The 13026-nt window shown below is 65.4% G+C and carries 13 protein-coding genes; 5 read left to right on the top strand and 8 right to left on the bottom strand.

What is annotated here, in order from left to right; translation table 11 throughout:
* Positions 1 to 608: 608 nt before the first annotated feature.
* The 3 genes from CWS39_RS00140 to CWS39_RS00130 form a co-directional block, all read right to left on the bottom strand.
* Entirely contained in the window at positions 609 to 1097 is a 489-nt protein-coding gene (locus CWS39_RS00140; RefSeq protein ID WP_142386781.1) for an MBL fold metallo-hydrolase, read from the bottom strand.
* A complete protein-coding gene (locus tag CWS39_RS00135) occupies positions 1085 to 1528 on the bottom strand; it encodes a hypothetical protein (protein WP_102140884.1) in 444 nt (147 codons plus the stop codon). Before CWS39_RS00135 ends, CWS39_RS00140 begins: the two co-directional genes overlap by 13 nt.
* Before the next feature lie 101 nt (positions 1529 to 1629).
* Complete coding sequence (locus CWS39_RS00130; protein ID WP_158240309.1) at positions 1630 to 1929, bottom strand: WXG100 family type VII secretion target; 300 nt, start codon at positions 1927 to 1929, stop codon at positions 1630 to 1632.
* Between the two features lie 104 nt (positions 1930 to 2033).
* Here CWS39_RS00130 and CWS39_RS00125 point away from each other — a divergent pair, with 104 nt between their 5' ends.
* Positions 2034 to 3719, top strand: a complete 1686-nt coding sequence (locus CWS39_RS00125) for an alpha/beta hydrolase (RefSeq protein ID WP_102140882.1) — start codon at positions 2034 to 2036, stop codon at positions 3717 to 3719.
* Entirely contained in the window at positions 3716 to 4312 is a 597-nt protein-coding gene (locus CWS39_RS00120) for an LppA family lipoprotein (protein ID WP_142386780.1), read from the top strand. Before CWS39_RS00125 ends, CWS39_RS00120 begins: the two co-directional genes overlap by 4 nt.
* 39 nt (positions 4313 to 4351) lie before the next feature.
* Here CWS39_RS00120 and CWS39_RS28560 read toward each other — a convergent pair whose 3' ends face one another.
* Positions 4352 to 4606, bottom strand: coding sequence for a hypothetical protein (locus CWS39_RS28560; protein ID WP_142386779.1), 255 nt, complete (start codon positions 4604 to 4606; stop codon positions 4352 to 4354).
* Between the two features lie 80 nt (positions 4607 to 4686).
* On the bottom strand, positions 4687 to 5853 hold the full coding sequence (locus CWS39_RS00110) for a PrsW family intramembrane metalloprotease (RefSeq protein ID WP_233213307.1): 1167 nt from the start codon (positions 5851 to 5853) through the stop codon (positions 4687 to 4689).
* A 171-nt stretch (positions 5854 to 6024) separates the two neighbouring features.
* On the opposite strand from CWS39_RS00110, the gene rpsA reads away from it, so the two are divergent.
* Together rpsA and coaE are read left to right on the top strand one after the other, a co-directional pair.
* Positions 6025 to 7470 (top strand): 30S ribosomal protein S1, encoded by a 1446-nt coding sequence (gene rpsA, locus CWS39_RS00105; RefSeq protein WP_102140879.1) that lies wholly within the window; start codon positions 6025 to 6027, stop codon positions 7468 to 7470.
* A 6-nt stretch (positions 7471 to 7476) separates the two neighbouring features.
* A complete protein-coding gene (gene coaE, locus CWS39_RS00100) occupies positions 7477 to 8685 on the top strand; it encodes a dephospho-CoA kinase (RefSeq protein WP_102140878.1) in 1209 nt (402 codons plus the stop codon).
* On the opposite strand, the gene CWS39_RS00095 is transcribed toward coaE, so the two are convergent.
* The 3 genes from CWS39_RS00095 to CWS39_RS00085 all read right to left on the bottom strand — a co-directional run bounded on the left by CWS39_RS00095 (position 8682) and on the right by CWS39_RS00085 (position 10653).
* Complete coding sequence (locus CWS39_RS00095; protein ID WP_102140877.1) at positions 8682 to 9593, bottom strand: alpha/beta hydrolase; 912 nt, start codon at positions 9591 to 9593, stop codon at positions 8682 to 8684. The two genes, coaE and CWS39_RS00095, sit on opposite strands and share 4 nt — an antisense overlap.
* Before the next feature lie 3 nt (positions 9594 to 9596).
* Entirely contained in the window at positions 9597 to 10139 is a 543-nt protein-coding gene (locus CWS39_RS00090; RefSeq protein ID WP_102140876.1) for a hypothetical protein, read from the bottom strand.
* Positions 10140 to 10212: 73 nt separating this feature from the next.
* Positions 10213 to 10653 (bottom strand): ribonuclease FAU-1 family protein, encoded by a 441-nt coding sequence (locus CWS39_RS00085; protein ID WP_199177879.1) that lies wholly within the window; start codon positions 10651 to 10653, stop codon positions 10213 to 10215.
* 138 nt (positions 10654 to 10791) lie between these two features.
* Between CWS39_RS00085 and uvrB the strand changes: the two genes are divergently transcribed.
* Complete coding sequence (gene uvrB / locus CWS39_RS00080; protein WP_102141145.1) at positions 10792 to 12948, top strand: excinuclease ABC subunit UvrB; 2157 nt, start codon at positions 10792 to 10794, stop codon at positions 12946 to 12948.
* The last annotated feature ends 78 nt before the right edge of the window (positions 12949 to 13026 follow it).

Here is a 13026-nt window from a genome sequence, read left to right as displayed (position 1 = left end):
AAATCGCGTCGCACATAGCGATGACCCCGGAACGCCGGGCAAGACAGGAGCGAATCGCTGCGGAGCGGCAACGGCGTGTCGAGGAACTGCTTCGCCGAGATGAGTACCCGACCAAGCAACTTCGGCATGTACGCACCTCGTTCCGCCATCCCCGGGAATGTCGATGTGTGGTGTGTACGCGCGCTACGACGGCGAGATGGTGGTGCGCTGGACCGATCACGAGGGAAACGACGCGTTGACGATCGAGACCCAATCCGGCTCATTGCCGGGGATCGACCCAGGTCGCTTTCCCCGACGCGTCAACCACATCGTTCCGGTTCCGGGCGGAAATTGGTTGGGCTCAACTGCGCGAGTCGATCCGGAGCACGGCGATGCGACCACCCCAGCGGACAGAGCTGCCAGGATGGTCGTTGCTGATACCGCCTGGATCATCTCGCCGGACGGAGATGTCCTGGCAAGCAGCTGCTTTGGCGACGCGGCGCTGCACTCAGTGGTGCGGCAGCATTACCACTTGGGATTGAAGCTCTCGCGATCTCGGGCTACATGGAAGGCGGGGTTCGTTCGGCTTACCGCACCGCGTAGGAGTCCTCCGCAACTGTATGAGCCGTCTAAGTGGCCAACCCACTCGACGCTTGATGGTCGTGTGTGGGGACAATGCGGACCCGGTCCTTGACGGCGTGCAACCTGTGCAGTGCGCGGAAGCACGCATCCCTGTCCTCGTCCGCGAAAGCACCTGGGTAACTTCGCTTTTGCCGGATCTGCTGTACTTGCAGCCCATGCCAAGCGGCGTCACCAGCCAGCAACACCCATCCGGCATCCGTGTTGGCGAGAAGCCCGACACTGCCCGGCGTATGTCCCGCGAGGTCGACGAGCAACACTGCGCCGTCGTCAAACAGGTCGTGGCTGCGATCGAACGTCAACACCGGTGGGCCATCAAGGGTGAACGTGCCTATCCGTCTGTCCCGCAACGAATCCCGCACACCGCCTACCGGCGCGACCGGACCGCGCGTCACCCAGTCCAGCTCAGCGTGATGCACGTGGACAGGCAGCGCGGGCAGGTCCAAGATCGCCCGCTCTATATCGGTCAGGGAATCCACAACCACTCTCCGTCGAGTTCGTGCTCGAGCTCGGGCACTTCGATCGAGTCGAGGGTGGCCATGCGGGTGTTCAGCGTGGGCTCGTCGACCCACAAGTGTTCGGCGAGCTCGCGAGGGTGACGGGACCACCGGATGCCATTGACCAGGGCTGTCAGCGCGATCAACCGGCGCGCCGCGATCTCGTCGACGATCCGTTCTTCACGCGCAGCGGCGACGGGATCCGTTGGCACGGGCCCGCGTTCGCGGTGCACCAGCTCGTGGGTGAGGGTGCAGCGGCGTTCGGCCTGGGTGAGTGTTCTGCACAGCCAGATGCGCGCGCCGCGCTGTAAACCCATGATCTGATCCGGCAACCGGTGCCGGCAGGTCACGTCGACGTCGGCGTGATGATCACGCAGGGTGCGCCAGGGATGCCAGAGAGCTTCGATGCCCATGCCGACGAACGGTAGGGGAGCGGTCTGACATGAAAACGCGTTGACCAGGAACTACATGGGTGTCGTTAACGTGTCACACGGTCACCGACGCAATGCCTGGATCACATTGTTGTGTCAATCTCTGCTGCGCTGGCTTCGTCTCGGTGGTCGTAGATGTCGGCGCTGCGGTAGAGGTTCAGCGCGATGTCTCCCAGCTTCTCGGCGCGGGCGGCGTCCGCGAGCTCCCAAGCCTCGCGGACTTGTTCGAATGCTGCGAAAGCTGAGCCGGCCCATCCGCCCTGGCAGCCAGCTAGGGCAGCAGCGTTCTGACTTAGCTGGGTAGTCGTTGACTCGTTGACAACGTCGAGCCGCCCGGCGCTAGCTCGCAGGCTGGCGGTGTCGACATGCAGCGGTTGCGGCACCAAAATTCCCTCTCAGCGACCCTCTCGGAACTGACTATAGTGGCCCGGACAGGGTTTGCCGGACACAAATTATTCCGGCCCGAGAGTTCGGGGAAGCGGGACATATGGCGCTGACCTTCGAGGATGTGGAGGACTGGACCCGCAAGACCGGTGTCCTCGAATCGCTGCAAACCGAGCTCTCGCAGCGCACGACGACGTTGTCGGGCTTGCAGGATCAGCTCCACGACATTCGCCGCCTCGACGGATGGGAGGGCAGCGCCGCGCACGCCGCGCGCCAATCGTTCGACCCGGTCGACGACGACATCGCCAAGGCCGCGGCCGCCGTGGGCGCAGTACGCACGCAGGTCGGGGAGACAATCGCCGACCTCACAGAGGTGCGGGGCAAGATCAACGACGCCAAACAGTTCGCCAGCGCCAACGGTTACACCATCCAGTTCAACGGAACCATCGTCGATCTCTGGGATTTGGACGACAAAGCCAATGCCTCGCCCGAGGAACTACGGCGCCACGAAGAGGCCCGGGGCAAATTGATGGAGATGGTGTCTGAGATTGTGGCGCGGGGCAACGAGATCGAGTCCGAGGCATCCCGCGTGCTGTGGGCCGCCAACCAAGGCGACATCGGTACCGACGGCCTCAAGGACGCCGACCAAGCCGCCAACGCGGGCGCCCATTTCGCGCTCGAACCCGACGCCGACCCGCAAGAAGTCGAGGACTGGTGGAACGGACTCAGCCCGGAGCAGCAACAGTGGATGGTCACGAATCGGCCGGACTGGGTTCGCAACCGCGACGGCATACCCACCGTCGCGCGGGACAATGCGAATATGCGATGGCTCGACACCGAGCGCACCCGGCTGCAGGCTGAGCTCGACCGCGAGCTGGCGGCGAATCCCTATCCAAACGCCCCAGGGGCTGACCAGAGCTCATCGCGGCGAATTCAAGAGCTGCGCAGCACAATCCGAGATCTCGACAAGATCCACGAAGCAGCGGAAAACCCGAATACCTATCTCATCGGCCTGGACACTTCCGGCGACAGCACCAAAGCAATTGTGTCGGTTGGCAACCCAGACGAAGCCGATCACGTATCGGTCACGATCCCCGGGATGGGGTCTCAGAAAGATGCGGGTGGCACGATCGAGGGCATGGTGAGAGAAGGCACGTTGATGAGGTCTGAGGCCATGACCCAGCTTGAGAATGCTGGACGGGGCAACGAGACCGTAGCGACGGTGGCGTGGCTGGGCTACGACACCCCACCGGGGATAGCGGAGGCCGGCGCGGACGCTCGAGCCACCGGCGCCGCGCCCGTCTTGTCCAACTATCTCGAGTCCGTCGAAGTCACGTCAGCCAGCGGAGATCCGCACCTCACGCTGGTCGGGCATTCCTACGGCTCGGTGGTGTCCGGCATGGCGCTGAACGAAGGCGCAAACGCAGTTGTCGACGACTACGTGGCGTACGGGTCACCGGGCTTCTACGCGATGGACGAAGCCGACCTCGGCATGCAGCAGGGCCATGTGTTCGTCATGCAGGCACCAGACGACCCAATCCAGAACCTCGACAAGGTCGACTGGCTGCCCGGGCTGGGTTGGCGGGGTGGCGATCCCGCCGACGGGTCGTTCGTGCAGCTGTCCACCGAAGCGGGCACCACCCCCGATGGCGTGTACCGCGCAGGTGCCTCGGGGCATTCGGAATACCCAAGGCCATTCCAGGTCGGTGGAAATGACGTGTTGCGTACCACCGGCTACAACACCGCTGTTGTCGTTGCCGGCCTACCCGAATTGGCGGTGCGCAAGTGAGCGAGCAATCAGAATCGCAGCGGCCCAGCCGGTGGCGCATCGTTGGGTGGACGGTGGGTGTCATCGCGGTTGTTGCGGCGGTGGCCGCCATCGTCTTCTTTGTCTGGCTGTCGAACGCACTGTCGCCTAAGCAGGAGCCCCCCATGAACCCTGATCAAGTAGCGGCCCTCGAAAACGATCTGCGTGCGAAGGGATCAGCTGAAGAAGCCCTCGCCCGCTACGAGTCCGTCCTGGAGCAGACGGCGAACGGCATCACGGACCTCGTTCCTGGCTTGACGTGGCGCTGGAACCGAGAAGTGAACCACGTGTCCTGCGCAGGCCCGCTCATGGAGACACGCGGCGTACAGGTTCTGACACGGCACATCGTTTTCGACGGCCCGATTCCGGATGATGTTTGGCCGCAAGCACTTCAACTGGTCCGCGACAGCGCCGCCAAGTTGGGAGCCTTTGAAGTGCATTACTACGTCGATGAACCCGGACGTCACGATGTAGCGGTGTTCGCCAACGACGGTCCAGAGGTTCGATTCGGGACGTGGAAGGCTGCATCGTTGTCGGCTAGGAGCGACTGCTACCTCAAGCAAGAAGACCTGTAAGGGGAGAAGTTGTCTACATCCTCTTCACGCTGAAGAACTTCACGAAACACGCCTCAGCCAATTGCTCGCCAAACGGCAGCACATCAACCCCAGTATGTACCTCTGCGCTATTGCACAGGTCGATTGATTTGCGCTGATCAACGCACCTTGCAGCGTGCCGGCCTGGCTCTTGCGGAAATCCGTGCACTGCGCGCCGCCGACCGCGAAATGCGAATCGGCCTCATCACGACCACGCTCGAGCGGATCCGGTCCGATCTGTCCAGGCTGCAACGAGCCGAGCAGTTTCTCACTCACGTCATCAGCTGCGTGCATCCGATCGCGTCGGAATGCCCGGGCTGCGCGGGATTCGCGGTAACCGCCGTCGAGGGCTCGGCTCAGACCACTGGCGGTCTGGGCGGGTAGCCCGCCAGCGACTGCAAGGCGGGCGCGGCCGCGCGCGCTGCCGCGACGCCGTTGACCTCTTCCTGGAGCAGCGCCGATACCCACTCGTCGCCGAAACCGCGGTCGATCCGGTCCCGTACGAACGCCAGCTCCACCACCTGAGCGGCGAACTTCTTGACGGCCTTGCCCGCAGGCCGACCCGCGAGCCGGGTGGCCTCGGTGATCGCGGTCTTGCGGGCACGGATCGAGCCCAGCCACGTCGCTTCGCTGGGGCTCACCAGGCCGGCCGCCACCATGCCGGGCAGCTTGGCGGCGACGACGCGCTGCTCGCGGCGGCGGCTGGCGATGCCGAGCGCGATCGCCAACCCGAAGATCGGCACCATCCACAGGAAGTAGACGAGGAAGTAGGCCTCGATGCTCAGCAGCGACGAGCCGTTCCACAACGCGTGCATGAGCACCGCGGCGGCGTAGCCCACCAGCACACACCCCGCCTTGACGATGGCGCTGCGCTGCTGCAACGCGAAGTACACGCCGATGCCGAACATGGTGGTGAACAGCGAGTGGGCGAACGGCGCCATGACCAGTCGCATCGCGGCGGTGACCAGCGATTCAGAGACAGTTTCGCCGGCGCCAATGTAGAGAATGTCCTCCAACCACGCGAAACCCGCGCCGACCAGCCCGGCGTAGATCAGGCAGTCGGTCATCGAGTTGAGCTCGTTGCGGCGCCGGCCCGTCATCATGAGCACCAGGAACAGGCCTTTTGCCGCCTCCTCGGTGAGCGGCGCGCCGAGCACGACGGAGAGCGGGCTCACCGTGTCCGTCACACCCGGGTTGATCGCCGCCTCCATTGTCAGCTGCAGGATCGTGGAGATGACGACGGCAACCGACGCGCCCCACAGAAACGCGAGGATCAACAGCCGGGGCGGCTCGGGCTCCCAGCGGTCGAGCCACAGGTAGGCGAGCACGACGACGGTCATCGCGACGCAGGACAACGTGAAGCCAATGGCCGTGCCGACGGGATTCGAGAGGGTGAGCAGGATCACGATCAACCCGGTGAGCATGCCCAGCGCGATGAGCACCCCGAGCGGGGCGCCGACCTTGCGGATGCGCCGAGGTAGACCGGGAATGAGAGGCTGGTGCGGCGCCACGGGGAATGACACCTCAGGAGGGTATCGGCTCGCGAGCGTGAACTGGCTGCGTAGACCGAGTTTGTCCAGCGTGCGCACCGTCGAGTAGGCTCAACTGGTACCCGTGTGCATTTGATCGCGGGTCACACCAACAACATCTGTCCCTCGTCCCTACGACCCAACCTGTCCGGAGCAACCCAACACATGCCAAGTCCCTCCGTCACCTCGCCGCAAGTAGCCGTCAACGACATCGGCTCCAGCGAGGACTTTCTCGCCGCCATCGACAAGACCATCAAATACTTCAACGATGGCGACATCGTCGAAGGGACGATCGTCAAGGTTGACCGCGACGAAGTCCTGCTCGACATCGGCTACAAGACCGAAGGTGTCATCCCTTCCCGCGAGCTCTCCATCAAGCACGACGTCGACCCCCACGAGGTGGTGTCCGTCGGCGATGAGGTCGAAGCCCTGGTCCTCACCAAGGAGGACAAGGAAGGCCGCCTGATCCTGTCCAAGAAGCGCGCTCAGTACGAGCGGGCCTGGGGCACCATCGAAGAACTCAAGGAAAAGGACGAGGCCGTCAAGGGCACCGTCATCGAGGTCGTCAAGGGCGGCCTGATCCTCGACATCGGCCTGCGCGGCTTCCTGCCCGCATCGCTGGTCGAGATGCGTCGCGTCCGCGATCTGCAGCCGTACATCGGCAAGGAGATCGAGGCCAAGATCATCGAGCTGGACAAGAACCGCAATAACGTGGTGCTGTCCCGCCGCGCGTGGCTCGAGCAGACGCAGTCCGAGGTGCGCAGCGAGTTCCTCAATCAGCTGCAGAAGGGCGCCATCCGCAAGGGTGTGGTCAGCAGCATCGTCAACTTCGGTGCGTTCGTCGACCTCGGCGGTGTCGACGGTCTGGTGCACGTCTCCGAGCTGTCCTGGAAGCACATCGACCACCCGTCCGAGGTGGTTCAGGTGGGCGACGAGGTCACCGTCGAGGTGCTCGACGTCGACATGGACCGCGAGCGGGTTTCGCTGTCGCTCAAGGCGACTCAGGAAGATCCGTGGCGTCACTTCGCCCGCACCCACGCCATCGGCCAGATCGTGCCGGGCAAGGTCACCAAGCTGGTGCCGTTCGGCGCGTTCGTCCGCGTCGAGGAGGGCATCGAGGGCCTGGTGCACATTTCCGAGCTGTCCGAGCGCCACGTCGAGGTCCCGGACCAGGTGGTGCAGGTCGGCGACGACGCCATGGTCAAGGTCATCGACATCGACCTGGAGCGTCGCCGCATCTCGCTGAGCCTCAAGCAGGCCAACGAGGACTACACCGAAGAGTTCGACCCGAGCAAGTACGGCATGGCCGACAGCTACGACGAGCAGGGCAACTACATCTTCCCCGAGGGCTTCGACCCCGAGACGAACGAATGGCTCGAGGGCTTCGAGAAGCAGCGTGACGAGTGGGAGGCCCGCTACGCCGAGGCCGAGCGCCGGCACAAGATGCACACCGCGCAGATGGAGAAGTTCGCGGCGGCTGAAGCAGCTGCAGCCGAAGAGTCCCCCAGGTCGTCCAACGGTGCGCCGCGCTCCGAGGAGTCCGCAGGTGGGTCGCTGGCCAGCGATGCCCAGCTCGCGGCGCTGCGGGAGAAGCTCGCCGGCAGCGCCTAGCTGTCGATGCTGCGTATCGGCCTGACCGGCGGGATCGGCGCCGGTAAGTCGACGGTGTCCGCCGCGTTCAGCGAATGCGGCGGCATCATCGTCGACGGCGATGTGATCGCCCGCGAAGTTGTCGAACCCGGCACCGAAGGACTCGCACAACTCGTCGACGCGTTCGGCGAGGACATCCTGCTTCCCGACGGCGCGCTGAACCGACCGGCGTTGGCGGCCAAGGCCTTTGTCGACGACGAACAACGCGCGAAGCTGAACGGCATTGTGCACCCGCTGGTGGGACGCCGGCGGCAGGAGATCATCGACAGCGTGTCGGGGGAACCCGAAAAAGACACCGTGGTGGTGGAGGACAACCCGCTGCTGGTGGAAACCGGTATGGCGCCGATGTTCCCGCTCGTCGTGGTGGTCACCGCGCCGGTCGAGACCCGCGTCGAGCGCCTGATCAAGCGCGGCATGGATGAGGCCGACGCGCGGGCGCGCATCGCGGCGCAGGCCTCCGAAGAGCAGCGTCGCGAGATTGCCGATGTGCTGCTGGACAATTCGGGTTCGCAGGGCGAGCTCATCGAGAAGGCCCGCGATCTCTGGTACAACCGGGTGCTGCCGCTTGCGCACAACATCCGGACCCGTCAGCCCGTCGAGATCACGCCCCGCGTCGTGCCGTACAACCCGGCCTGGCCCGACGACGCCCGCCGCATCATCAAGCGCCTCCACACCGCATGCGGGTCAAAGGCGCTGCGGGTCGACCACATCGGCTCGACGGCCGTGGCGGGGATGGACGCCAAGGACGTCATCGACATCCAGGTGACTGTCTCCTCCCTGGAGGTCGCCGACGACATCGCGGAGGCGCTTGCGGGCGTGGGCTATCCCCGTAAGGAAGAGATCACCAACGACGTGCCGAAGATCGACGGGCGAAGCACTGTCGCCGAATTCGACCATACCGACGATGCGTCGCTGTGGCAGAAGCGGTTTCACGCTGCCGCCGATCCCGGGCGGCCGGCGAATGTCCATATCCGGGTGGACGGCTGGCCGAATCAACAGTTCGCGTTGCTGTTCGTGGACTGGTTGGCGGCCAATCCCGGTGTGCAAGAGGACTATCGGGCCGTCAAGCAGGCGGCGCTGCGGACGTCCGACTACGTCGAGGCCAAGGAGCCGTGGTTTCTCGACGCGTACCGCCGCGCATGGGAATGGGCCGACGCCACCGGCTGGCGGCCCTAGCGAAACGCACGGGCAAGGCGTTCACCGGCGAAAGCCGTGGCGGCCGCAGCGGCGGGAAACACTTCGTCGAATCCGAAGAAGCCGTGCACCATGCCGACGCCGAGATGGGTCTGCACCGAAACCCCTGCTGCCTCAAGCGCTTCGGCATATCGCTCGCCCTGCGGACGGATCGGATCACATTCCGCGAGGATCACCGACGCCTCGGGCAACCCGGCGAGAACCGCAGCGAGGACGTTCACCCGTGGATCGCCGGCGGCGTCAGAGCTGGGCAGGTAGTTGTCCTGATGCCATTGCAGCTCATCACGTTCCAGCGTGATGCCGTCGTACTCGGGATCCATGCCGCGGGTCAGATCGGTGGTCGTCACCGGGTAGATCAACAGCTGATGACACAGCCGCGGACGGCCAAAGTCACGGGCGTGCAACGCAACTGCCGCCGCCAGATTGCCGCCGGCGCTGTCCCCGGCGACGGCCAGACGACCGCCATCAACGGGCAAACCTCCCGCCGATTCCACCGCATCGATGGCGTCGTGCACCGCCGTCGGAAACCGCCATTCCGGGCCGCGGCGGTACCCCACCGAAAGCACCGCGCCGCCCGACGCGTTGGCGAGCAGCCGGGTGACCACGTCGTGCGAGTCGATGCTGCCCATCAGCCACCCGCCGCCGTGGAAGTACACGGTCAGCGGCAGATCGTCACGGTCGGCCGGCAGATAGAGCCGCGCCGGGATCGTCGCGCCGTCGCGCGTCGGGATCGTGACGTCGACGACACGGTGCACCTCGGGCTTGGACAGCGCCGAGTAAGTCTGCTCGTAGTTCTGCCGGGCCGTCTGCACCGGCAGCAGGTGAGCATTTGGCCGCCCGGACGCCTTCGCCGCGTCGAGCATCTGCCGGGCGACCGGATCGATGGGCACCCGTCAGGCGGGCGGGGGCGGCACCTGGCCGTCGGCCGGTGGTACGGCCGCGGGGTCGGCGGGGACCGTGTTCGCGACCCCGCTCACCGGCGCCTCGCAGGTCAGTGCGCCGTAATCGGGGTCGTCCTTGACGGGCACGACCCGCGGTGCGATGAAATCCTCGGCGCGAGCGACCAGCACGTCGTCGACAAGAATCTCGCACAGCAGATTCGCTGAGTACGGCCACTCGATCGACACCCGCATATTGGCCGTTGCGGAGGCCGGAAGCACCGTGTTGGCCTCGAACACACGACCGGGCAGCATCGTCGGATCGGCGGTCTGCGTTTGATTGCCCTCCGCCGCATACGTGATCGTCGCTCCGCGCGAGACACCGTCCACCCGGGCGCGGTAGATGATGTTGTGCAGAATCTCGTCCTCGGGAGGCGGCTGCACCTCGGTTTGGGGGTCAGCCTCGGGGTCGGCCAGCGCAGTCGCCGAGGTTAACTGCGAGGCGGCCAAGACGGCCGACATGACAGCAGCCGCCAACCATAGGGGCTTGGTCCTCATGAACCCCGACCATACGCGTCTCGCCACGGGAGGGCCACGTCGTTGCCAGCAAGCCGGTTGTCCACCCGGCTGGCTACCTCCCGCGCCAGGTGAGGGTCATGCCCTGCTCGGCCAGCCAGCGATTCAGGTCGTAATCGTGGCGGGCGAGGCCGTCGACGGCGGCCACCGCGGTGTGAATTGCCTGTTCGCCAACGTCGGGGCTCAGCAGGCCGTGCCGCACCGCGGTGAGCAGTTCGTCCACGTCCGCCAATTCCACGCCCACGCCGGTGCGTACTACCAGGTCGAGGTAGTGGTCCTCGGAATGCCACACCTTTGATCCGGGCGTATAGGCGCCGACATCCAGGTAGTAATCCTGGTCGAGCTCATAGCCCGGGTTGAAGTGAAAGACCGTCACCCGCAAACCCAACGACGGAAGCAGCCACGACTCGATGTAGTGGAACTGGGCGCGGCCCGGGGTTGGGCGGGCCATGTACAGGCCCCACGGTTCGACGGTGTAGACGTCGACGGCCCGCACAATGCCCTTCGGATCGGTGTTGGTGCGGGCGACCAGGTCGAATGTCTCGTGTTTGGGAGGGTGGATGACGCCAGCCTACGGGCGGGCCGCTCCGCGCCGGAACAGAAACTGTCGGTGCCTGGTTCTACGCTGGTGAACATGGCCTTCGCTACCGAACATCCGGTCCTCGCGCACTCGGAGTACCGCCCTGTCGACGCCATGGTGCGCACCGGCGGTCGCTTCGAGGTGGTCAGCCCGTACCAGCCCGCGGGTGACCAGCCGGCGGCCATCGACGAGTTGGAGCGCCGCATCAAGGCGGGGGAGAAGGACGTCGTGCTGCTGGGCGCCACCGGCACCGGTAAGTCGGCGACGACGGCGTGGCTCATCGAGCGTGTGCAGCGGCCCACCCTGGTGATGGAGCCCAACAAGACGCTGGCCGCGCAGATGGCCAACGAGCTGCGGGAGATGTTGCCGCACAACGCGGTTGAATACTTCGTCTCGTACTACGACTACTACCAGCCCGAGGCGTACATCGCGCAGACCGACACCTACATCGAAAAGGACAGCTCCATCAACGACGACGTGGAGCGGCTGCGCCACTCGGCGACGTCGAGCCTGCTGTCCCGGCGCGATGTGGTCGTGGTGGCGTCGGTGTCGTGCATCTACGGCCTGGGCACGCCGCAGTCCTACCTGGACCGGTCGGTTGAGCTGAAGGTCGGCGACGAGGTGCCGCGCGACGGGTTGCTGCGGCTGCTGGTCGACGTGCAGTACACCCGCAACGACACGGCATTCACCCGCGGTTCGTTCCGGGTCCGCGGCGACACCGTGGAGATCATCCCGTCGTACGAAGAGCTGGCCGTGCGCATCGAGTTCTTCGGCGACGAGATCGAGGCGCTCTACTACCTGCACCCGCTGACCGGCGACGTGGTCCGCAAGGTCGACTCGCTGCGGATTTTCCCGGCGACGCACTACGTGGCCGGCCCGGACCGGATGGCGCACGCCATCTCCACCATCGAGCAGGAGCTCGCGGAGCGGCTGGCCGAGCTGGAGGGCCAGGGCAAACTGCTGGAGGCGCAGCGGCTGCGGATGCGGACCAATTACGACATCGAGATGATGCGTCAGGTCGGGTTCTGCTCGGGCATCGAGAACTACTCGCGGCACATCGACGGCCGCCCGCCCGGGTCCGCACCGGCCACGCTGCTCGACTACTTCCCGGAAGACTTCCTGCTGGTCATCGACGAGTCTCACGTCACGGTGCCGCAGATCGGCGGCATGTACGAGGGCGACATCTCCCGCAAGCGCAACCTGGTGGACTTCGGGTTCCGGCTGCCCTCGGCGATCGATAACCGGCCGCTCACCTGGGAGGAGTTCGCCGACCGCATCGGGCAGACGGTGTACCTGTCGGCGACGCCCGGTCCCTACGAGCTGAGCCAGACGGGCGGCGAGTTCGTCGAGCAGGTGATTCGCCCGACCGGCCTGGTGGATCCGCAGGTGGTGGTGAAGCCGACGAAGGGCCAGATCGACGACCTGATCGGGGAGATCCGCAAGCGCGCCGAACGCGATGAGCGGGTGCTGGTCACCACGCTGACCAAGAAGATGGCCGAGGATCTCACGGACTACCTGCTGGAGCTGGGCATCCGGGTGCGGTATCTGCACTCCGAGGTGGACACGCTGCGGCGGGTCGAGCTACTGCGGCAGTTGCGGCTCGGTGAATACGACGTGCTCGTCGGCATCAACCTGCTGCGTGAGGGCCTGGACCTGCCCGAGGTGTCACTGGTGTCGATCCTCGACGCCGACAAGGAGGGCTTCCTGCGGTCGACGCGCAGCCTCATCCAGACCATCGGCCGCGCCGCCCGCAACGTGTCGGGTGAAGTGCACATGTACGCCGACAACATCACCGAGTCGATGCGGGAGGCGATCGACGAGACCGAACGCCGCCGAGCCAAGCAGATCGCCTACAACGAGGCGCACGGCATCGACCCGAAACCGTTGCGCAAGAAGATCGCCGACATCCTCGACCAGGTCTACCGCGAAGCCGACGACACCGAGACGGTCGAGATCGGCTCCGGGCGGGCGGTATCGCGTGGCCGCCGCGCGCAGGGCGAGCCCGGTCGCGCGGTCAGCGCCGGGGTCTTCGAGGGTCGTGATACGTCCAACATGCCGCGGGCCGAATTGGCAGATCTCATCAAGGATCTGACCGAGCAGATGATGGCGGCCGCGCGAGACCTGCAGTTCGAGTTGGCCGCCCGGATCCGCGACGAGATCGCGGATTTGAAGAAGGAACTGCGCGGCATGGACGCGGCGGGCCTCAAGTAGCGTCCCCGGGCCGATTTCTGCAAGAGGGCTGTTGTTTCGGCGGAATCGCAACCCTGGCGCAAAATTCGGCGAGCGCTT

The sequence above is a fragment of the Mycobacterium hubeiense genome (genome assembly GCF_002838065.1).
In the GTDB taxonomy this organism is placed as follows: Bacteria; Actinomycetota; Actinomycetes; order Mycobacteriales; family Mycobacteriaceae; genus Mycobacterium; species Mycobacterium hubeiense.
Note: the sequence above shows the minus strand (reverse complement) of the source record. Positions and strands in the feature narration are given on the sequence as shown.

Excerpts from the sequence above, each read along its gene's own strand:
- CWS39_RS00135 (WP_102140884.1), bottom strand. The coding sequence starts at position 1,528 with ATGGGCATCGAAGCTCTCTGGCATCCCTGGCGCACCCTGCGTGATCAT.
- coaE (WP_102140878.1), top strand. The coding sequence starts at position 7,477 with ATGCTGCGTATCGGCCTGACCGGCGGGATCGGCGCCGGTAAGTCGACG.
- uvrB (WP_102141145.1), top strand. The coding sequence starts at position 10,792 with ATGGCCTTCGCTACCGAACATCCGGTCCTCGCGCACTCGGAGTACCGC.
- CWS39_RS00090 (WP_102140876.1), bottom strand. The coding sequence starts at position 10,139 with ATGAGGACCAAGCCCCTATGGTTGGCGGCTGCTGTCATGTCGGCCGTC.
- CWS39_RS00125 (WP_102140882.1), top strand. The coding sequence starts at position 2,034 with ATGGCGCTGACCTTCGAGGATGTGGAGGACTGGACCCGCAAGACCGGT.
- rpsA (WP_102140879.1), top strand. The coding sequence starts at position 6,025 with ATGCCAAGTCCCTCCGTCACCTCGCCGCAAGTAGCCGTCAACGACATC.